The organism is Paenirhodobacter ferrireducens (genome assembly GCF_004022265.1).
GTDB lineage: Bacteria > Pseudomonadota > Alphaproteobacteria > Rhodobacterales > Rhodobacteraceae > Rhodobacter > Rhodobacter ferrireducens.
Genome location: NZ_SAVB01000008.1, coordinates 1 through 21,270 on the forward strand (window position 1 = coordinate 1; position 21,270 = coordinate 21,270).

The 21,270-nt window shown below is 65.8% G+C and carries 17 protein-coding genes; 8 read left to right on the plus strand and 9 right to left on the minus strand.

Features of this window, described 5'->3' with window-relative positions:
* Positions 1-375: ethanolamine ammonia-lyase light chain EutC (locus EOW65_RS07620; protein ID WP_206364033.1), on the plus strand; the 375-nt coding region annotated here is incomplete at its 5' end.
* Between the two features lie 67 nt (positions 376-442).
* Here the strand turns inward: EOW65_RS07620 and EOW65_RS07625 are convergent.
* From EOW65_RS07625 to EOW65_RS07665, 9 genes are all read right to left on the minus strand, one after another.
* Complete coding sequence (locus EOW65_RS07625) at positions 443-1,621, minus strand: hypothetical protein (protein WP_128148373.1); 1,179 nt, start codon at positions 1,619-1,621, stop codon at positions 443-445.
* Positions 1,622-1,951: 330 nt separating this feature from the next.
* Positions 1,952-2,680, minus strand: a complete 729-nt coding sequence (locus EOW65_RS07630) for a sulfotransferase family protein (protein ID WP_128148374.1) — start codon at positions 2,678-2,680, stop codon at positions 1,952-1,954.
* A gap of 68 nt (positions 2,681-2,748) precedes the next feature.
* The gene (locus tag EOW65_RS07635) at positions 2,749-5,745 is read right to left on the minus strand and encodes a rhamnan synthesis F family protein (RefSeq protein ID WP_128148375.1); all 2,997 of its coding nucleotides are present in this window, start codon (positions 5,743-5,745) and stop codon (positions 2,749-2,751) included.
* Positions 5,742-6,815, minus strand: a complete 1,074-nt coding sequence (locus EOW65_RS07640; RefSeq protein ID WP_128148376.1) for a glycosyltransferase family 1 protein — start codon at positions 6,813-6,815, stop codon at positions 5,742-5,744. Before EOW65_RS07640 ends, EOW65_RS07635 begins: the two co-directional genes overlap by 4 nt.
* 364 nt (positions 6,816-7,179) lie before the next feature.
* On the minus strand, positions 7,180-7,377 hold the full coding sequence (locus tag EOW65_RS07645; protein ID WP_369407172.1) for a hypothetical protein: 198 nt from the start codon (positions 7,375-7,377) through the stop codon (positions 7,180-7,182).
* A 405-nt stretch (positions 7,378-7,782) separates the two neighbouring features.
* Positions 7,783-8,979 (minus strand): glycosyltransferase family 2 protein, encoded by a 1,197-nt coding sequence (locus EOW65_RS07650; protein ID WP_128148377.1) that lies wholly within the window; start codon positions 8,977-8,979, stop codon positions 7,783-7,785.
* Entirely contained in the window at positions 8,976-9,968 is a 993-nt protein-coding gene (locus EOW65_RS07655) for a glycosyltransferase (RefSeq protein WP_128148378.1), read from the minus strand. The genes EOW65_RS07650 and EOW65_RS07655 overlap by 4 nt, the downstream gene beginning before the upstream one ends.
* 13 nt (positions 9,969-9,981) lie before the next feature.
* Positions 9,982-10,518 (minus strand): hypothetical protein, encoded by a 537-nt coding sequence (locus EOW65_RS07660; protein WP_128148379.1) that lies wholly within the window; start codon positions 10,516-10,518, stop codon positions 9,982-9,984.
* A 99-nt stretch (positions 10,519-10,617) separates the two neighbouring features.
* Entirely contained in the window at positions 10,618-12,354 is a 1,737-nt protein-coding gene (locus EOW65_RS07665) for a CgeB family protein (RefSeq protein ID WP_164880024.1), read from the minus strand.
* A gap of 209 nt (positions 12,355-12,563) precedes the next feature.
* Between EOW65_RS07665 and rfbC the strand changes: the two genes are divergently transcribed.
* The 7 genes from rfbC (at position 12,564) to EOW65_RS07700 (ending at position 21,258) form a co-directional block, all read left to right on the plus strand.
* Positions 12,564-13,133, plus strand: coding sequence for a dTDP-4-dehydrorhamnose 3,5-epimerase (rfbC, locus tag EOW65_RS07670; RefSeq protein WP_128148381.1), 570 nt, complete (start codon positions 12,564-12,566; stop codon positions 13,131-13,133).
* Positions 13,130-14,179: a dTDP-glucose 4,6-dehydratase gene (rfbB, locus tag EOW65_RS07675; RefSeq protein ID WP_128148382.1), complete on the plus strand. Its 1,050-nt coding sequence runs from the start codon at positions 13,130-13,132 to the stop codon at positions 14,177-14,179. Before rfbC ends, rfbB begins: the two co-directional genes overlap by 4 nt.
* Positions 14,176-15,024, plus strand: a complete 849-nt coding sequence (gene rfbD, locus EOW65_RS07680; RefSeq protein ID WP_128148383.1) for a dTDP-4-dehydrorhamnose reductase — start codon at positions 14,176-14,178, stop codon at positions 15,022-15,024. The genes rfbB and rfbD overlap by 4 nt, the downstream gene beginning before the upstream one ends.
* Positions 15,021-15,902 carry a glucose-1-phosphate thymidylyltransferase RfbA gene (rfbA, locus tag EOW65_RS07685; RefSeq protein WP_128148384.1) on the plus strand — a complete coding sequence of 294 codons (882 nt, stop codon included), beginning with the start codon at positions 15,021-15,023 and terminating at the stop codon, positions 15,900-15,902. Before rfbD ends, rfbA begins: the two co-directional genes overlap by 4 nt.
* A 107-nt stretch (positions 15,903-16,009) precedes the next feature.
* Positions 16,010-19,105 carry a glycosyltransferase gene (locus tag EOW65_RS07690; RefSeq protein ID WP_164880025.1) on the plus strand — a complete coding sequence of 1,032 codons (3,096 nt, stop codon included), beginning with the start codon at positions 16,010-16,012 and terminating at the stop codon, positions 19,103-19,105.
* Positions 19,106-19,237: 132 nt separating this feature from the next.
* Positions 19,238-20,125, plus strand: coding sequence for a hypothetical protein (locus EOW65_RS07695; protein ID WP_128148386.1), 888 nt, complete (start codon positions 19,238-19,240; stop codon positions 20,123-20,125).
* Positions 20,126-20,328: 203 nt separating this feature from the next.
* Positions 20,329-21,258, plus strand: coding sequence for a sulfotransferase family protein (locus EOW65_RS07700; protein ID WP_164880026.1), 930 nt, complete (start codon positions 20,329-20,331; stop codon positions 21,256-21,258).
* The last annotated feature ends 12 nt before the right edge of the window (positions 21,259-21,270 follow it).

Here is a 21,270-nt window from a genome sequence, read left to right on the forward strand (position 1 = left end):
CTGGTGGCGGCGCTGGTGGCGCGGCTGCCCGAGCTGGTCGCGGTGCCGGTGATCCTGGCCGAGGGGGCGCGGGTGGCGCTTGGCGACGCGATCGGGGCGGCGACCGGGGCGGGGATGGTGCTGATGCTGATCGGCGAGCGTCCGGGGCTGACGGTGGCGGACAGTCTTGGCGCCTATCTGACGCTGGCGCCGCGGGTGGGGCTGCGCGACAGCGCGCGCAATTGCGTGTCGAACATCCATGGCCATGGCGGGCTTGGCCCGGAGGCTGCGGCCGATCGCCTTGCCTGGCTGGTCGGTGCCGCGCGTCAGCTCGGCGCGACCGGCGTTGCACTGAAGGACGAAAGCGCCGCCGCCGCAGCCCTGCCCGCTGGCTGACGGGCTCAGGCCGCCGCGCCTGCATCCGCGGCGCGGCGGCGCCAGACCGCGGTTGCGGTGGCCCGCCTCACGTCGGGAGATGTTGCGGACGCCCGGCTTCCGTCCCGCGGCGCAGCGCCGGCACCTGGTCTGAGGCGATGCACTCGGCCAGATGGCGCAACCCGGTCCAGGAGGGCATCCCGAGCGGGCCCTGCTCGACCATATGCGAGGCCAGCTCCGGCGTGATCCGGACGCTGGCCTTGGGGGCATCTTCTCGGGCATAGGCATGGCGGGGCGTTTCGCGGCGCGCGGTGATCGCCGCGACCGTCGCCGTCTCCCAGTCGATGCAGGGGACATCGCGCCAGAATGACGGGTCCGTATCGAAGGCCCGGGCGAGCTGCGGGGAAAGGTCCTGTGCTCCGGCCGAAACGAGGACCGGCACACAGCGGTCGAGCGGCACCTGCTGCAGCATCTGGGCGATGCTGGGTTGTCCGGGGAGGCGCGTCAGCGGCGCCAGAACCAGCCCGCTCCCGGCCAGCCGCAAGGCGCAATCCTTCCCCATGTAGCTCATCAGGGTATCGAGCCAGACCGAGCGGCCGGTCAGGAGCACAGCGCCCCCCTTGGCCCCAACGATCTTGCCGGCCAGGGCGAAAAGCTCGGCCTCGACATTGGCCACGGCCGATCGAAAGGCCTCGATCGGGTCCCGCCCTGCGCACAAGGCATCGTTGAGCAGCAGATATCCGATTTGCGACGGATGGCAGCTCGAGTCGATGAAGAGGCGCCGCACCTCATGCATCGGGGCGCCGAGGAGGGGCGAAAGATCGACGATATCCGCACCGGGAAACCGCCCGACCACATCAGCATAGTTGAACACCGGGTGGTGGTAGCGCCCGCCGCCGATGTGCTGGCCGGCCAGCCTGTCATGAACCTGCCGCCCGAACAGATCCCAGAACACGAATCGCACCCTGTCGCCGAACGCCTCTTGCCAGGCCTGCACCGCGGCCAGCCCGCGCTCCAGCATCCTGCGATCCAGCTCTGGCGTCATCGCGCGGGAATCGATGCCGAGATGACCATCCTGAAACAGTGGACCGGCCAGATCTTCCGGTGTCAGCGCGATATCGTTTCCGAACCGGAAATCCCCGACCATCACGCCCACCTTGCCGCCCTCCGCAACGACCTGCCCGGCCCGCTCAAACAGGCGCTTCGACCAGACCGGGGCGCCACCGACGCCCCAAACCCGGTTCGATGGCAAATTTGAATGCACCACTCCGTCGCGGATGTGCCAGCTCCACCTTACGGCATGGCTGGGTCCAACGATAAAAGATATGCCATTTCCATGCTGCACTTGCGACGACAAGATCTCTTCCCTTTCGAACGGGTCGCGCGCGGGGGATGAACGCGTCCCGCCTCCCGCTCTACAGGTCACCTCCCGCCACTGGCAATATAATTACAATCGCGATACAGCTAGCAAAGGCCACAGTCCGCCCATGTGGGGGGGGGCATCCTCGAGATCGGCCGTTGTGTCATCCGTCCGCCGAACGGCCAGTGGGCTGCTGGCTCCCGGTCCGCGTTTCGGAGAGATGGCCGTTTTACGGGCTCAGGCGTATTTGAGCAGCCGTTCGTAGGCCGAGAAATCTGCCTGCGCCTTGATGGTATCCAGTTTTTCCGCATCCGTGATAAATGAAGCCTCAGATTCTTTAAGATTTTCTTGGTAATGACGGGCTGCCTTTCTGAAGTCTTCAAGCATTTTAGGGTGCAGGCTGACCCCGAGAAAATCGGTTACGCGTCTTAGTTCGGAAATATCGCCATCAAAGAACTTCTCGACCTGCACCACCAGCCAGTTATTCGGCCGATCTTCGATCGCCTTCAATACCTCAATATTGGCCCGATTCCACCGCTTAACTCCGTCTTTATAGTTCATCCCGCTGAGATCCGTGCGCCGATCCCAAGATTGGGCCACTTGGTATATATTTTTAGAAAGAGAAATGAACTTCGCTTCTGGGAAATCTTCCAGAACCTGAGGAAAGAATAAAAACAGGGAAGGTAACTTGTCTCCGACAACGCGGGCTTGGTCCCAGCGTGCCTCAAGGTCGTCGTAAAAATCTTTCCAGATCGGACTGGTGTCCGGCCTTTTTGCATCACACTCTTCAAAGGTGAAGAAAATCTCTTTCTGGAGCAGGTTCTTGGGGAGCCGATTTGTTCTCCGTAAAAACGAAGTGGCTCTCTCAACGCCAACGCAGACATCCGGGTTGGTATTGAGAAGATGCGCAAATCTTGTCGTTCCTGAATGCGGACAGCCAAGGACAAACAGCTCCGTCTTTTCCATTCAAATCTCCTTTAGGATCTTAGATGCATACGCTACAGGACGCGCATGCTCAAGCATGTCGCCATGCTTCACCAGATCAACGCCCCCTGTCCATCCTTCGTCTTGCGGGTGCGCAATTCCTTTTGGCGTTCGGTGAAATACGCATCCACCGTGATCGTTGCGGGCCTGGGGGCGACGTCGAGCGGCTGCCCGGGATCGACCGGGGCAGAGGCGAGGGCGTCGGTCCCGCTGCCGGCCGCCTGACCGAACAAGCGTTCGACCAGATGGGCCAGCGCCCCGTCGTTTGCCCCACTTTCCGGGGCAAAATGGGTCAGCTTGAGCTCTGCCAGCGGCCGCAGACAGGACAGGCGGACCCAGAACATCGTGCCGGCGTAGAACGCGCCGTCTTTCGCCCCGATGTCGTCCAGCAGGCTTTCGGCCAGCGTGCCATTGTCGTGATAGGGGTACTTGTCGAGAGACAGCAGGAAGGGCTCGGGGCCGACCATGTTCAGCGGCTTCCGGCTGCGGAATGCGTCGAGAATCTCGGCGACCCGCTCGGGGCTGCCCAAAAGCGCACTGAGGGTCTCCTCTCGCCACATCTCGCCGAATTCGGGGATCATGCGATCGGCGCGGAAGTAGCCGCGCTTGGTCTGCAGCTTGAGGACCGCGTCATAGTCCTTTTCCAGCATTGCCGGCAGAAGGTCGATGAACGGGCCGATATCGCGCCCGCGATTGGGCGCGGCGTAGAACAGCGCGTCCGGATAGGCCGCCCGGACCATCTCGACGATGCGGCGGGTGCCCCAGTCCGGCATCGTCACGATCAGGTCGAAGGGCTCCCGGATCGCCTTGAGATGCTCGAGAATCTCCGGCACGAGGTCGGTGTAATAGAGGTGCGCGACGACCGCGATCCGGTTTCCGGTGCGCTTTCCGATCGCGTGCAGCTGCGCCTGACGCCGCACCTCGACGTCCTCTGCAAAGGGAAATTCCGCAAGACCGAGCGCATCGGCGCTGGCCGCTTGCCGGAGGTTTTCCCATACCACGTCGGCTTTCACCGCCCGCAGGCTCTTGCGTGGCGCGCGCCCCTCGAGGATGCCGGCGTTGCAATAGTGCCGGACCGGATCGACCCCGGCCGCCCGCACGTCGCCATAGGTGGCGAGGTAGTATTCCGGGTCGACGAAGCCGCCCAGTTCGATGATCCTGCTGCGCCCGGCCGGGGTGCTCCACTGCGAGTCCAGCCAGGACAGGAAGGTATCGTTGCTGTCGGCGCGCACATGCGCCACGAGGCGGCGGAACATCGGCAGGTAGTTTTCGGCAATCGCGTCATCGGGTGTTGTGACGAAATCGGCGGATCCGCCGTTCGCCATGATCTCGGCGGCCCGCCTGAGATGGGAGAGCGTCTGCATGGCGGTCGCGGCGGGGATCGAGGGCGCCGGCGTCCGGGCCTCGGCGAAGCCCCTGTGCAGGAAGTGCTCGACCGGGGTGATTCCGGTTTTGGCCACGTCGCGGTTGACCGCCAGATAATAGTCGGGATCGACGAGGCGCCCGATCGTGATGACCTCGGCGCGGCCTTGCTCCGTGCTCCACATCGCATCGAGCCACTCGGTGGTGGCCTGGATGCTCTGGATCTCCAGGTGCTGGCGCAGCCGGCGCACGATCGGACGATAGCCGAGCGTCGCTCGGGGACGCGGTTCTTTCGGGGCGGCGGTCCGGGCTGCGGCCGGCGCCGATTTCGGCGGGATCGCCGGAACGCCGAACTCGGCCTGGTCGGGAACCGAGAGCCCCCAGAAGACCGCCGAGGAGGCGAGGGACTTGTGTGCCGGGGCGCAGGCCTTCCAGTACCCGCTGGCAAACTTGACCGGATCGCCCCCGCCGATCTGCTGCAGTTGGCGGATCAGGCTGAGCCGGCAGCCAAAGCCGGACGGATCGCGTCGGATGGCTTCCGGTTGCAGATAGCCCCCGAGCATGAAGTTGCGCAAGATCCCCGCGGCATCCAGGTAGGCGTCCCGATCGAAGCTTCCCGACAGGACGTCGTCGAGCGTGGGGAACATGCCCTTTGGCTTATAGACAGCATCGCCAAGCACGACCACGGGCTTGTCGTAATAGAGCGCCTCGAAGCCGACGGAACTGTTCACCGTCACCACGATGTCGGCAAGGTTGAACAGGCGGGAATTGGCCAGGGGGGTGCTGTCGTCACACCAGATGATGCGGTCCGACCAGGGATGCAGCGCCCGGCGGGCAAAAGAGTTCGCATAGAGCGAGCCCTTGCGGACCTTCGAGGCCGGATGCGGCTTGATGATCGTCATGTAACCGGCTTCGGCCAGCTTGGGAACGACTTCGAGAACGACGTCGCTCACCGTGTTGTAGGGCGAGAACCGCAACAGGTTCGCGTCGTCGAAAAGCTGCAGCGGCAGGAACGCCGCCTTCTGGTTCATCCAGCGCGCATCCAGCTCGCCCGGCAGGGGCTGGAACTGCTGGGCATAGCCCGGGGCAGCGATGCTCTGCGAAAAGCCGAACAGCGCCTCGTGACGCGACATCGACTGGTTGTCGACGATCCCGCGCAGGTCCTCGATGGTCAGTTTCGGCACGACGCCGGCGCCATTGGTCCCATAGGGATCCATGACGAGCGAGTTGAGGAAGGGCGGCCGGGTGCAGCCGAGCTCCATCGCCACGCGGGTGACCGGGCGTTCCTCGAGGAAGCGGGTGACCGCACCGTTCTCGCCCCAATGGACGATGACCTCGAAGGGGAAGATGTTCCAGATCCGCCGCAGCAGGTCCAGCTGCTGTTCGCTGACCTTGCCCTTGCCCGACATCAGCTTGAGCCAGACCGGCAGGCCTTCGGTCTCCCAGGGCAGTTTCTGGTACTGGCTGAAGAGCGCTTCTTCGTCGCGGGTGGTATGGATCAGGCGGTTGTCGTGCGGTGACAGATGCGTCTTGCCGAGATGGGTGAAGGTCGCCTCGTTGGCAAAAAGCCGAATGTCAAAGCCGGGTGCCGACGACAGAAGCGGCAGGAACTCCCGGACGATATCGGCGAAATGCGTTAGCGTGTCGCGAATGGGGTGCGGTTCGACATAAAGCAATACTCTCATTTCAATCCCGCCAGGCTCTTGAGTGCGTCGTTGTAGCTGGTGTTTTCGAGGAACGCGAAGTTGCGCTTCGCAAGCTCGATCCGGGCTTCCGGGGCCAGGGGCGCCGAAAGCGCCTCGTACCAATCGTCGGTGCTGGTCGCGAGGGTCAGGCGTTCCTCTCCGATCGCCTGCATGTCGGGGATCGGGCTTGCGATCAGCCGGCAGCCGCCGATTGCCGCTTCGAGGAATTTCACGCGGGATTTGCAGTCGTTGAACTTGCTCGCCTCAAGCGGTGCGATCACCGAGGAGCACATGGACATGAGCGAGGGCAGGCGGAGAAAGTTCACCACCGGTGCGGTGTTGACATTCGGCAGCGCGGCCAGGCTGCGCGGCATGACCACCGGCCCGACCACCAGCAGGTTGAAGTGCGGGTTCTCGCACAGGACCCGGTGCAGCGCCGCCTCGACGATCGGGAAGTCCTTGTCGTGGCTGCGGGTGCCGGCGAAATAGCCGATGTTGGTCGCCGAGCGTTTCAGGAATGGGGTCCGGTTCGCCCGCTGGATCGACAGGATGGATTCGGGGATGACATTGGGGGCGCAGCACACCTGGGCCTCGGGATTGAACTCCCGCGCCCGTGCCGCGAGCGGCTCGGTCGAGACTGTCACCTTGTCGAACTGGCGCAACCCGGCGAGGTTGCTCTTGAAGGCTACGATCGCCTTCTCTTCGGTGAGGGTCCCGTTCTTGACGGCGGAAGAAACCAGCGCCAGCTCCTCGTCGCCAAAGATCAGGTCGTCGTAATCGGCGATCAGGGTGGCGCCGAGCTTGCGGAGCCCGGCGAGCACCGGAGCGAAGTTGGCGCGTGCCATGTTCGGCCGGTGGAACACGTAAATATCGTGCTTGAGCAGGGGGTTTTCGTAAAACGTCGCGGCCGCGACGACGGTGCAGTCATGCCCCTCGGCGACCAGCGCTTCGGCTGGATGATAGCACCGATAGCGGACGGACGGATCTTGCAGCGGATCCTCGACCCGGCCGGTTTCGCTCACGAAGCAGATTGACCTTCGCTGCGTCAAGTCGACGTGTTTCTTGCTCATTCTCAATCTCTCGTCCTGGTCTGCATGTCGAACTTCAGGGCCGGTAGGGAGGCCTTTGTTTCGGGGATGGTCCCGAAGGTCTTTCCATCAGCAGTCAATTTGTTTCTGTTCGTGTCGGGGCTGGTGTGTCGGGATGGGCGAAACGGCTTCATGCATTGGCCGCGTTCTTGGTGAGTGCACCGATCTGGCACAAAAGCGTGATCGGCTGCGTCATCTGGTCTGAAGGGGCCCTGTTCGGCCCCTCCGAAGGCGTCTTGTTGGGGCCGGCGCACCCGAGAGAAAGATCGAGACGCCGACGGCCGATGCTGCACCGTAGCATTGCCATGGTGCATGTCCTAGGGTCAACACTGGTATGGAAAATTCCTCATGGATACGGCTGAGAACCGCCGGCTTCCTGCCGGTTCGCCTTCCCCGGATGAAGGTCGAGCGACGGTGTTCCGCCGGAGGCGAGCGTCGCCGCGATCTTGCGCGCGACATGTCCGGATTTCCCCATCCCCGTCACGACGACCCGGCCGTTGGTTTCGACGAGGAGCCGGACGACCTTCTTAATGTGCTCCGGCAACCCGCCGGCGAAGTTCGTGAGCGCCTCTCCCTCGAGTTTCAGCGTTCGGCGGACAGTTCCGACGATTTTGGCAGAGCTCTGCTCGACGCTCGATCGGGGCAGCGTTCCTCACACGAAATCACCTCTTTGTTGCCGAATGAAGCGTTCGGACGCGGCAACGCGCGTGAGCCATACCATAATACGGTGCCGATCAGCCCTTTCCAGCCAGACGCATTCAACAGGTACGGAACACCGTTCCAGAGCCGGGCCGTTGCCGCTTTTGTAGTCACCGAGCGCAGAGCGTGGCCCGAGATTGGACGGGAAGCCCCTGGCGACGGAAGGGGCGTTGCAGTTCAGGGATGCACGGTGACGCCCATGGCGGCCCGCGGCGGCAAAGGCGAGAGGCGGGGCGTGGGGGCGGTGGGGTCAGCCCGCGTCCTGTGGCGGCTGCGGTGGCGCCGGCGGATGCGGCAGGGCGCGCAGCGCGCGGAACCGGGCGATCTCGGTCAGCCCCGAAACCTGCCCGTCCAGACGATCGAGCCGCGCGTGCAGTGCCGCCACCCCTGCCGCAAGCGCCACGGTCTCTGCCTGGACCGCGCGCCCGCGCGCTTCCTGCTGCCAGCAGCCCACCGTTGCGGCGATCTCGCCCCGGCGCAGCGCTGCCGCCTGCTGCGGCGTGCTGTTCGTCGCTTCATATTGCGCCACGACCCGATCCCACAGTGCTTCCGGAACCGGCGTCAGCGCCCGCGCGGCGCGATCGGCATAGACCCAGAACGACTCCGGCTGAAGGCGCTCGAGATGCCAGCGCATGTTTGTCAGCAGCCAGCGCAGTGCGGCTTCGGCATACGGGCTCTGCCAGTCGCCGATCAGCGCCTCGATCGTCTCGAAATGGGTGAAGAAGGCGGCAAGGCCCGGGCCGGTTGCAGCCATCGTCTGGCCGGGGCGATTGACCCGGTGCAGGCACAGGACGCGGTCGTGAAAGGCGATCGAGCCCGCCTTCAGGCACACCGCCCAGTGGAAGGGATTGTCCTCGTAGAAGAAATTCCCTTCCGGGAAGCGCAGGCCCTCGGCGCGCAGGAAATCGGCGCGGTAGAACTTGCGCCAGGGCACGGCGATCATCTCGAGCGCGCAGGCGCGGGCGGCCTCGCCCTCGCCCTTGCCGCGCGGCAGCGCCGCGGCGCGCGCCCAGGCGGCAAGATCGGCCGGGCGGCGGCTGGCCCCGGAGGCTTCGTCATGCTCGAGATAATTGCCGAGCAGGATCTCGGCGCCGCTCGCCTCGAAGGCCGCGCGGCAGGCGGTAAAGCCCGCAGGCTCGAGCCAGTCGTCGCCGTCGACAAAGACCACCGCTTCGCAGCCGGGATCGGCCAGAGCGTGATACAGGCCGGTGTTGGCGGCGATCGCCACCCCGCCGATGGTGTTCGTGCCAAGCGCGATCAGCTCGACCTGCGCCGCGCCCAGCTGGGCGCCCAGGCGACGTTCGAGATGCTCGGCGGTGCCATCGCCCGAGCCGTCATCCACCACCAGCACCCGGTCCCCGGGTCGCGTGCAGGGGCCGATCGTCTCGAGACAGCGGTCGATATAGGGCAGGATGTCGAAGCTGGTGACGATGAAGGTGGTTCTCACGCCGCATCCCCTGCCAGATAGTCGTTGAGGCGTACGGCGAGGCCCGGGTCGCGGGTGGCGATCAGGGTGAAGAGCGGCAGCTCGAAGCCCTCGCGCAGGAAGCCCTGCGCCTTCCAGCGAAAGGCCGGGCGCAGGGCTGCCCCGAGACCGTCCTCGATCCAGCGGAAGAGGGAGAGATAGAACTCGGCCACCGCATCGGCATAAAGCGCGGTGCGGATCGGATCGGCCTGCAGATCGGCCTGAACCGGGTCGAGGGCGCGGAACACCTCGAAGCGCTCGGCGCCGGTGCGGTTGGTCAGGCGATGCCCGTCTTCCTCGACGAAATGCTCGGCGCAGAGCCGTGCCGTCGCGAGAATCCGGCGCGCCTCGAAGAAACTGCGCCAGTGCAGCTCAATGTCGTTGTGTACGGGGATCTCGGTGCAGCGGATCCCGGTCTCGTGCAGAAAGCCGGTGCGGTAGATCTTGTTCCACGGATAGGCCGAGATCCGCACGAGCCGCGCCGCCTGATCGGGGCGCAGCAGGACGGGCCGTTCGGGAATGCCGGCGCGCGTCCAGTGCAGCTGATCGGTATCGAGCGGGCCCGGCCGGCCCGCGGCGCGCAGCCGGCTGTCGACATGGCGGAACAGGCAGAAATCGAAGTCGGGGGTGCCGGGCGAGAGGAGATCATCGAGAAGGCCGGAAAAGGCCGGCAGCAGCAGGTCGTCGGAATCGAGGAACAGCACGTGCGAGGTCTGCACCTGTGCAAGGCCGAGGTTGCGCGCATGGCCGGCCCCGCGCTGCAGCGCGCTGCGCAGCCAGGTCAGGCGGGGTTCCTCGGCCAGCTCGGGCAGGGCGAGCTCAGCCGCCGACAGCGGCACGTCCGAGGCATCGTCCACCACGATCACGCGCAGCCCCTGCGGCAGCGCAAGCAGCTGCCTCAGCAGCCGCGCCAGGCCTTCGGGGTCGTTCCAGACCGGGATGACGACCGAGAGGCCGGGGAGCGGGAGCATGGCTGCGCGCCGTTCAGAGCGCGAAGACCCGCAGGTCCTGCAGGTCGATCGCGCCGTTGTCGGGGCGGAAGAACAGGATCAGTTCCCGCCACGGCGCCGGTGCGGCCAGGGCAGGGTGATCGGCGAGGCTGAGGGCGTCGAGATGCAGGCTCGGTTCGGTGTAGGCGATGGCAGTCTTGCGGAAGAAGATGTCGTCGAAGCCACCCTCGCGGCCGTTGCGCAGGCACAGCCGGAAAGTCTGCGACACCGGCGCCTTGCTGCGGATCGCCACGCCGAGGAGCATTTTGCCCGCGAGCGGGCAGTCGTTGAGATTGATATGCAGCCCGAGCCAGCGCGCCTGACCCGCGACATCGAATTGCGCCGAGAGCAGTTCGCCGGGGCGGCTTGCGACGGTGACGGTGGTGGGGGCCTCGGGGTCGGTGTCGAAGAACAGGCCCGGCACCAGCGGTTCCTGGGGTGGCTGCGGCGTCGGCTCGAGGGTCAGCTGCCGCAGCACGGCCAGGCGGGAATTGACGCCGGCGTCGGAACCGAGATCGAGGCTGTCGGACATGGGACGTTCCTTCTGCTGGGGCCCGAACTGATGGAAAATTCAGGGTGTTCCGGGCCTTGTTCATTCCCCTTCAGAGTTAGGAGGGGGAGCGGTGGAATGTCAATCTGGCGAGACGGGGGCGCCGGAACGGGCCAGCAGCATCCGTACCCGGGCGAGGATTTCCGTGGCGCGCCGGGCGAAGCTGTGCTGGTGGCGGACGGTTTCGTGCAGGGCTGCGGCGCGCCGGCGCCGTTCCTCCGGATGGGCAAGATAGTGGCGGATGGCCGCATCCAGCGCTGCGCCGCTGTCGACCTGAACGAGCGGATCGCCGAAGATCTCGGCGCCCTCCACCCGGTCCGAGATCAGGAACCCGCCCGCCATCGCCACGTCGAAGATCCGGTTCGAGAGGAAGCCGTGCTGCGCCATGTCCGGCCAGTGATCGTTGAGTACGATCGCGGCCCGGTGATACCAGGCGCCGAGGTCGCGGTTCGGCAGGCTCTCGCCCTGCACGAGGGCGGCAAAGGGGGTGTCGTCCCATTCGGCGCCATAGAGGGCCGGGACATGGCCGTGGGCCACCGCCTCGGCCACGATCCAGCGTTCAGCCCGGCGCGAATTGCCGACGAAGAGCAGCGGATGTGCGGGAATGGCATCCGTGCCCGGGGCGCGGGTGTCGGGGGCGAAACGGCTCGGGTCGGAACATTGCAGCAGCGCCGAGACGCGGTCGTGCAGGATCGGGCGCAGGGTCCGGGTGTAGCTTTCGGAGGCGACGAAGACATGGTCGTACCCCGCCATCTCCTCGGGCGAGACCCGGCCCGGATGGCTGATCATCCACATCAGCCGCAGCGCGCTGCCGAAGCGCGGTGCCGACCGCACGCCGCGCAGCAGCAGCGTTGCCTCCGGCGCCTGTGCGGCGGGGCGGTCGGCGAGTGCCCCCCAGGCGTCGGTCAGGCAGATCTCGGCCTGCGCGCCCTGTGCCTCGAGGGCCGCAGCCAGGCTCTCGGCGAAGTGGAAATCTCCCCAGCGATAGGCGCGGGCCTGATCGGGGGCGGGGCAGAGGAGCGCGATATGCGGGCCCCGCGCGCCGGCTGCCGGGCGCCGCGCGGGGTGCCGGGGCCGCGACGGGGGCGGGGGCAGGGGCAGGAGCAGCGGGTCCGGCCCGCCCTGTCCGCTGTCCTGTGCCACATCCGCCACCAGCGCGGCCAGTGCCGCGCCGGTGCTGTCGGCGGGGGCGGGGCTCAGCCGCAGCCGGCCCTGTCGCAAGGCCGCGGTCTCCTCCTGCGCAAGTTGCCGGGCGACGGCGTGATCGGGGCTGGTGTCCAGCACCAGCCAGTCCGGGCCCGGCGGCGCGCGGCGCAGATGCGCGCGGACGGCGGGCAGGTCGGCGGCGGACTGCGCAGTCAGAACGATCGTGCGCCGGGGCAGGAGCGGCACGAGGCCGTGGCCGTGCGGATCCGGATCGAGCCCGCGCGCCCAGCCTTCGCGGGCGTAATGCAGGATGGCGGCCTCCTGCGGCGCGACGCGGCGGGCCGAGAGCGTGTCATAGCCCGTGACGTCAAACCACGGGGCGGGGCGCCCGCCGCGTCGCCAGCCGCCTTGCAGATGTTCGTGCAGCGGCGCCGCGCCGCGCGGGTCTGCGGGCTCGAACAGGCAGACCAGTCGCCACAGGCTTTGCGGGTCGGGGCACAGGGCCCGCCAGGGGTGCAGCTCGGGGGGCTCGCTGCCCCAAAACCAGGCCGTCTCGAGCCAGTTTGCCGCACGTGCTGCCGCCTCAGGACCGAGGCCGCACAGGCGCTGCAGTCGCAGTGCCAGAAGAGGGGCCTGCGCAAGGGGGAGGAGGCGGGACGGCGGCAGGCTCATCGGCGGGATCGCTTGGCTGGGGACTTCTGATAAAGGCCAGGACGGGGAAGCCGTCGACCTCAGAACTGTACCCGGGCCGTGGCTTTTTGCAATGCGGCGCATGAAAATGCGGCAGTGCGGCGAAATCTGGCCGTCGCCTTCCGCGAGAGTTGCCACGATGCCGAAGCTGCGATACCTCTCGAAGCACCTTCCCTAGCGGAATTTCGAGAATGCAGATTGAAAAAACGGCACTGAGTGGCGTTGTCATCATCACCCCGCGCCGCTTCGGCGACGCCCGGGGCTGGTTTTCCGAAACCTGGAATGCAGAGCGGATGGCGGAGGCCGGTCTCGATCTGGCCTTCGTGCAGGACAATCATTCCTTCTCGGCGACCAAGGGCACCCTGCGCGGGCTGCACTATCAGCGTCCGCCGCATGCGCAGGACAAGCTGGTGCGCTGCACCCGCGGCGAGATCTTCGACGTGGCCGTCGACATCCGCAAGGGCAGCCCGACCTATGGCCAATGGGTGGGCGAGGTGCTGAGCGCCGAGAATGGCCGCCAGCTGCTGATCCCCAAGGGTTTCCTGCACGGCTTCGTCACCCTGACGGCCGATTGCGAGGTGCAGTACAAATGCACTGATGTCTATGCCCCGGACTGTGACGGTGGCATCCGCTGGAACGACCCGACGATCGGTATCGACTGGGGACTTGGCGACACCGCGCCGGTGCTTTCGGCCAAGGACGAGGTCGCGCCGCTGCTGGCCGATTTCGACAGCCCCTTCACCTGGGAGGGGGCGGCATGAAACTGCTGGTGACCGGCGGTGCCGGCTTCATCGGGTCGGCCGTGGTGCGGCTCGCTGTCGCGCGTGGCCATGCGGTGGTCAACGTCGACGCCCTGACCTATGCCGCCTGCCTCGACAACGTGGCCTCGGTGGCGCAAAGCCCGCTTTATGCCTTCGAACAGGCCGACATCCGCGACCGCGCCGCCCTTGACCGGGTGTTCGCGAAGCACCGCCCCGATGCGGTGATGCATCTTGCCGCGGAAAGCCATGTCGACCGCTCGATCGACGGGCCGGGCGACTTCATCGAGACGAACGTGATCGGCACCTTCAACATGCTGGAAGCGGCGCGGAAATACTGGACCGAGGCGGGCCGCCCCGAGACCTTCCGCTTCCACCACATCTCGACCGACGAGGTCTTCGGCTCGCTGCCCAAGGACCCCTCGATCAAGTTCACCGAGGACACGCCCTACGATCCGCGCAGCCCCTATTCGGCCTCGAAGGCCTCGTCCGACCATCTGGTGCGGGCCTGGCACGAGACCTATGGCCTGCCGGTGGTGCTGACGAACTGCTCGAACAATTACGGCCCGTTCCACTTCCCGGAAAAGCTGGTGCCGGTGATCATCCTCAACGCCCTCGCGGGCAAGCCGCTGCCTATCTATGGCGACGGTTCGAACATCCGCGACTGGCTGTTCGTCGAGGATCATGCCGACGCGCTGCTTTTGGTGGTGGAGAAGGGCGCGCTTGGCCGCAGCTACAACATTGGCGGCGAGAACGAACGCACCAATCTCGAGCTGGTGCGCACGCTCTGCGCCATTCTCGACGAGAAGCGGCCGAAGGCGCAGGGGAGCTATGCCGACCAGATCACCTTCGTCACCGACCGCCCGGGCCATGACGCGCGCTATGCGATCGACCCGACGCGGATCCGCACCGAGCTGGGCTGGCGCCCCTCGGTCACCGTCGAGGAAGGCCTTGCCCGCACCGTGCAATGGTATCTCGACAACGAGCCGTGGTGGCGTGCGCTGCAGGGCCGCAAGGGCGTCGGCGAACGCCTGGGGGTCAAGGCATGATCCTGGTTTTCGGCAAAACTGGACAGGTCGCGACCGAGCTGCAGGCGCTCGCCTCCGGGGCGCGGTTTCTCGGCCGTGACGAGGCCGACCTTTCGAACCCCGAGGCCTGCGCGGCGCAGATCCGCGTGCTCGGACCCGCGGCGGTGATCAATGCCGCCGCCTGGACGGCGGTGGACAAGGCCGAGGCCGAGGAGGCGGCGGCGACCGTGGTCAACGGTGCCGCCCCGGCGGCGATGGCCGCGGTCTGTGCCGAGCTTGGCATCCCCTTCGTGCAGATCTCGACCGACTATGTCTTCGACGGTGCCGGCGAGGCCCCGTTCGCCCCCGATGCCCCGACCGCGCCGCTTGGCGCCTATGGGCGTTCGAAACTCGTGGGCGAAGAGGGCGTGCGTGCCGCGGGCGGGGTGCATGCGATCCTGCGCACCTCCTGGGTATTCTCGGCGCATGGTGCGAATTTCCTCAAGACCATGCGGCGGCTTGGTGCCGAACGCGAGAGGCTGACCGTGGTCGCCGACCAGATCGGCGGGCCGACGCCGGCGCGGGCGATCGCAGAGGCCTGCCTGACGATCGCGCAGGCGCTGATCGTCGATCCGGCGAAGACCGGCACCTATCACTTCTCGGGCGCGCCCGACGTGTCCTGGGCCGCATTCGCGCGCGAGATCATGGCGCAGGCCGGCCTGTCCTGTGCGATCGAGGAGATCCCGACCAGCGCCTATCCGACGCCGGCACGCCGTCCGGCCAATTCCCGGATGGCCTGCGAGACCCTGTCCGCCTTCGGCCTGAGCCGCCCCGACTGGCGTGCGGCCACCCGCGAGGCCCTCACGGAACTTGGAACAATCGCATGAAACGCAAGGGCATCATCCTGGCCGGGGGCTCCGGCACGCGGCTTTATCCGATCACCATCGGCGTCTCGAAGCAGTTGCTGCCGGTCTATGACAAGCCGATGATCTATTATCCGCTGTCGGTGCTGATGCTGGCCGGGATCCGCGAGATCGCGGTGATCACCACGCCGCAGGATCAGGACCAGTTCAAGCGCACGCTGGGCGACGGCAGCCAGTGGGGGCTGAGCCTGACCTATATCGAGCAGCCCTCGCCCGACGGGCTGGCGCAGGCCTATCTGCTGGCCGAGGATTTCCTTGCCGGTGCGCCCTCGGCGATGGTTCTGGGCGACAACATCTTCTTCGGTCATGGCCTGCCCGAGCTGCTGTCGGCGGCGGGTGCCCAGGACGAGGGCGGCACCGTCTTCGGTTATCGCGTCGCCGATCCGGAGCGTTATGGCGTGGTCGATTTCGACGCCGACGGCAAGGTGCGCTCGATCATCGAGAAACCCGAGGTGCCGCCCTCGAACTATGCCGTTACCGGGCTTTATTTCCTGGACGGCTCGGCGCCCGAACGTGCACGCAAGGTGGCGCCCTCGCCGCGCGGCGAGCTCGAGATCGTGACGCTGCTCGAGATGTATCTCGCCGAGGGGCTGCTGAACGTGCAGCAGATGGGGCGCGGCTATGCCTGGCTCGACACCGGGACGCATGGCTCGCTGCTCGATGCCGGCAATTTCGTGCGCACGCTCTCGAGCCGGCAGGGATTGCAGACCGGCTCGCCTGAAGAAATCGCCTTCATGCAGGGGTGGATCGACCCGGCCCGGCTGGCCGAGATGGCCGAGACCTACAAGAAGACGGGGTACGGGCAATACCTGCAGGGGCTGCTGGCAGCCGCGCGGGAGTAAGGGACCGCTCTGCAGGGGCCGCGTTTGTGCAGCCACAGCCGATGGCAGTATCCCTGATGTTCTGATGAAACCTGTCTCGAAACTGCTCAGGAGCGATGAGGCGACGCATGCCTGAAATGTCTTTCACTGACCGGAGGATTTCCTCAGATTTCTACGACCTGGTTGTCCACAGCGGCTATTTCGATGCCGACTGGTATTGCGCGCGCTATCCGGATGTGGCGGAGACCGGGCTCGACCCGCTGCAGCACTACCTGAAGATCGGGACGCTGTTGCGGCGCGATCCCTCGCCGCTTTTCGAGACAGCCTTCTATCTGCAGCAATGCGGAGCGGAGCGGCCGGTCGGAGTGCCGCCGCTGGTCGACTTCCTGACCCGCGGTCGCGGCAAGGGATGGAAGGCGCGGGCGAGCCAGGGGCAGGTGGCCCTGGTCGCGCATGTCTTCCATCTCGATGTGCTTGCCGACCTGTCGCACTATGCCGCGAACTTCCCGGCCGGCTTCGATCGCTTCGTGACTTGCCCCGACAGCTTCGGTCCGACGGAGCTCGACCGGATCCGCGCGGCCCTGCCGGAAGCCCGGATTGTGCCGGTGCCGAATGCCGGGCAGGATGTCGGCGCGTTGATGGCACTGGACGCGCAAGTCGGCCTGACGCGCTATGACGTGATCTGCAAGATGCACAGCAAGAAGGGGGCGAAGGAACCCGCGCGCTGGCGCCATGCCCTGCTGCGCGGCATCCTCGGCTCGCGCGGGCAGGTCGATCAGATCCTCGAGGCCTTCGAGCGCGATCCGCGCCTGATGCTGGTCGGGGCGCGGCAGCTCTACCTGCATGGTCCCTCCTACATGTGGCAGAATGCCGAGACGCTGGGAGAGATGTTCTCCGGCCTGATCGGCGATTTCGACTACCTGCGGCGGGACTGGGGCTTCATCGGCGGCACCTGCTTCTGGATCCGGGGCGCGGCCTTCGGCGAGATCCGCGCGGCCCTTGCCCCGGTTGAATTCCGGCCGGCCGCCTATACCGACGACGGCACCGTGGCGCATAGCGTCGAGCGTCTGTTCGGCATGGTGGCCGCCTTGCGCAACGGGACGGTGATGCTGTGTGACGTGAGCACCCCCGAGGTGATGGAAATCGTGCACGGGGGCTTTCCGGCGAACGGCCCGCGTGAGCGGGTGATGATCTCCGACCTGCTGCGCCAGATCGACTTTCCCGAAGAGCTGGTTCGCACCTGGATGCCGCACGGCGCGATCAACGGCAGCGGGGCCACTTTTGTGCGCGGCTGGCTGGCGCTGATCGGAGATCCGCTGCCCCGTCGCGGCTATCTGCAGATCGAAGGCGAGCGGGTGCCCTTCCTTGCCGGAGGCTTCCGCGCCGATCTCAAGCAGAACGGCGTCAACGAGGGCTGGCACGCGTTTCAGGTCTCGGTTCCGGGCTCGCTGTGCGATGGCAAGCCGCATGAGGTGGTTCTGTTCGACGAACAGACCGGGGGCGAGCTTGACCGGTGCACCTTCGCCTGGACGAAACCGAAGCGCGACTATTGGGATTTTCAGGGTTTTCTGAAAGCGTCGATGACCCAGCCGGAGGTGATGACCCCCTTCGTCGAAGAGGACAAGCGCGCCTTCGCGGTGATGGAGAACATCGCCAACCGCATGGCGCGCAAGGGCCTTGCGGCCGAGCCGCGGCCTCTTGTCTCGGTCGTCATGCCGATGTTCAACCGCGCGAGCGTTGTCAGCGAGGCGATTGCATCGGTGCTGGCGCAGACCTATCCGGACTTCGAGCTGATCGTCGTTGACGACGGCAGCCGCGACGACAGCGTGGCGGTGGTGCGGCGCTTTGACGACCCGCGCATCCGGCTGATCGAGCTGGGCGAGAACCGGGGGGTTACCGTGGCGCGCAATACTGCCTTACGGCAGGCCCAGGGCGAGATCATTGCCTATCTCGACAGCGACAACACCTGGGACAGCCGCTTTCTTGCGGCGCATGTGGGCGCATTGCTCGAGCTGCCCGACGCCGACATGATCTATTCCGGCGTGCTGCTCTACAGCGGCCAGGCGACAGAGCCCTATGCGATGCGCTATGGCCATCTGCACCGGGCGCTGCTCGAGAACAAGAACTACATCGACAACAACATCATCGTTCACCGGCGGGCGTTTCTGGACCGGCTTGGCGGTTTCGACGAGTCCCTGCGCCGCTATGTCGACTGGGATCTGGTCCTGCGCGCGACCGAGGTCGGGCGGGTCTATTCGGTGCCGATGCTGCTGTGCCACTACTACTACAGCCGCACCGAGAACGCGATCACCGACAACCCGACCCATGTCGCTCATCTCGATGTGCTGCGTGCGAACCTCGGGGCGCGGCAGAAGGCGCATCTGGCGCAGCTCGACACCGCCGATCTGGTCCGCCCGGTCAGCATCATCGTGCCGAACTGGCAGTCGCTCGAGGACATCCGGGACTGCATCGAGGCGCTGCACCGGCGCGACTGGCAGGGGATGCTCGACATCATCGTGGTCGACAACGATTCGACCGAGGAGGTGCGGGCCTATCTGCGCGCCGAGCACGAGGCCGGGCGCATCCGTTTCGAGCCGCTCGACGGCAATTACGGCTTCACCTATGCGGTCAATATCGGCATCGCGCTGGCCCGGCCCGAGTCGGACGTGATCTTGCTCAACAACGACGCGATCGCCCAGCCCGGTTCGGTGCAGGCGCTGCAGCGTGCCTGTCTCGGCAATCCCCGCGCCGGCATGACCGTGCCGCGCCAGATCCTGCCCGCCGGCACCAAGACGCTGCGCACCCATGTGCCCTTCGCGCGCGAGACGAACGATTGCGACGTGAACATCTCGGCCCATCACCGCAATGTGGCGACTGTGCCGGTGTTCCATGACGGCGGGGGGCTCGAGCTGAACTATGCGGCCTTCTTTGCCGTCTACATCCGGCGCGAGCTTCTGGACGAGATCGGGCCGCTCGATGCCGAATACGGCCGTCACTATCGCTCGGACCGGGTCTATTCCGACCTGATGCGCAACCTGACCGACTACCGCATGTTCTATGTGCCGGAGTCGCATTTCATCCACAAGTTGCAGAAGGCGACGGACCATCTGCGAGAAGTGGGGGAAAAGGACAAGAGTTTCGAGCTGATGTTCAAGCGCAACCAGTGGGATGCCGAGACCGCCGGGAGGCTGAACTTCCGCGCGCCGCCCTGGGACGTGTTCTGAGGGAGGCATGCCGCAGCCCCGGAGAGCGGGGCAGCGACGCCCTTTTGAGGGCCTCGGCGCGACACCGGTTGACGGGCGGCCGCCTTTCGTCAAGATCTTGACGGAAATCTTATTTTGCAAGGATAAATCTCGATGGACTTCAGGGCATTATGGCCTGCCAGGGAGACGGTGCGGCGGTTGGCATGCGTCACGATGGTGCGGGATGAAGACTACTTCATCGAGATGTATATCAAACACTATCTGATGAATTGCCCTGATGCGGATTTCTATATTATCGACCATGCCTCTACGAGGCCGGTCAGTTCCGTGATCCGGGAGAAATTTCATGATCTCGCTGAGGGGCGGGTGAATGTGATCCGGATTCCGGATATTCCGTTCGATGACGACTTCAAGTCGATGGCGCTTTCCTCGGTCGGCAGCATGGCTTGCGCGGCATATGAGATTGTCATCGTTTCCGATGTGGATGAGCTGGTCGTGCCGCTCAAGGGGGATCTCGTCGGAACCTGCCTTGCGCTGTCTGCCGATGTCATCGCGCCGCTCGGATTCGAGGTGATTCAGAATTCGGTCTTTGAGGCGCAATATGATGTCGACGCCCCGGTATTTTCCCAGCGGAAATACGGGTATTTCAAATCGTCGCAGACAAAGCCGGTGATCTGGAAAGCCGCGAGCATCGTGTCGGCTGGCATCCATAAATGCATGTATGATTATGTGTTTTCCCGCGACCTGATTACGGTGCATATGCGGTTTGCTGACCGCGAGCAGGCCCGATACCGAGTGAGCCATCGCCGGCAGGTGATGTTTTCGAAAAATCAGATCAGCCGAAGATACGGGGTCTATTGGTCGGTTGCGGAAGATGTTCGGCTGCGGTTTTTCGAGCATATAACCAAGGCGGACTTTTCCCGGGCCAGCGATATCATTCCGGAATTTATGGAGCATTTGTCCAAAACCAAGCACCGGAATGCTCATGGATATTTCAGCCCCGACTTGCACCTGAAAACGAAGTATTGTTACTTCGACTGAGGTTGTGAAACCAGACGGCGACGCAGGGATGGGGTTCTCCAGGGGCAATGATGCACACCAGACTTCTGGAGGACCGGGTGGTCGAGCTGTTTTCTGCGGGGCGTGACGTCTTGGGGGCAGCCCCGAAGGGGGGGACGCGCGGCCGGTCTCGCCCTGTGCGGCGGCGCACGTCGGGCGGTTCCTCCGCGGACGGGGGCGCCGGGATGCCCTCTGATGGAAACGCCGCACCGTCGTTTTCCGCGCCGGTGGCGATCGGCGGGCTGGGGGGGAGCGGCACCCGTGTCGTTGCCCGGATGCTGCAGCTGAGCGGCTGCGAGATCGGGCCCCGGCTCAACGACGCGCTCGACAACCTGTGGTTCACGGTGCTGTTCAAGCGCATCGACTGGACGCGCCGCGCTCCTCGGCCCGAGGAGCTCGAGCTGGCCGCCGCACTGTTCCGGCGGGCAATGACCACAGGTCTCGGCGGCACGCCCGGCCCGGCCGGGGCGCAGCTCTTGGACAGCCTGCGGCGGGATCTGCCGCCGAACGGCGGCTGGCATTGCGGCGCGCGGGTGCCGGATCTCGACACGCTCCTGCACAGCCCGGGGGCGGGGGGCGACCGCTGGGGCTGGAAAGAGCCGAACACCCATGTCTTCCTGCCCGCGCTGGTGCGGCACCTGCCGGGGCTGCGCTACATCCACGTCGTGCGCGACGGGCTCGACATGGCGTTCAGCCACAACATGAAGCAGGCGCGGAATTGGTCGTATCTCTACGGCCTGCCGCAAGATGAGCCGGAGTCTCCGGCGCGGCAGTTGCGCTACTGGACGGCGGCCAACCGCAGGGCGCTGGACATTGGTCGGACGCATCTTCCAGACCGTTTCCTTGTGGTGTCCTACGAGGCGGTCTGTGCTGAACCGCTGCGGCACTGGCAGCGGCTGCTGCGCTTCCTGGGCCAGCCTGAGGACCGGCTGCTGCCGGAAGAGTTCCTGATCCGGCCGTGCTCGATCGGGCGGGCGCAGCAGCAGGACCTGTCATGCCTGCCGGCGGTGGAAATCGCGGCGGCGCAGGATCTGGCGGCCGAGGTCGCGCGGCTCGATCAGGCCCCGTTCGCCGCGCGGCCCTTCTCCGCGCAAGCAATCCCCGAAGAGGATTGAATTGTAACGATA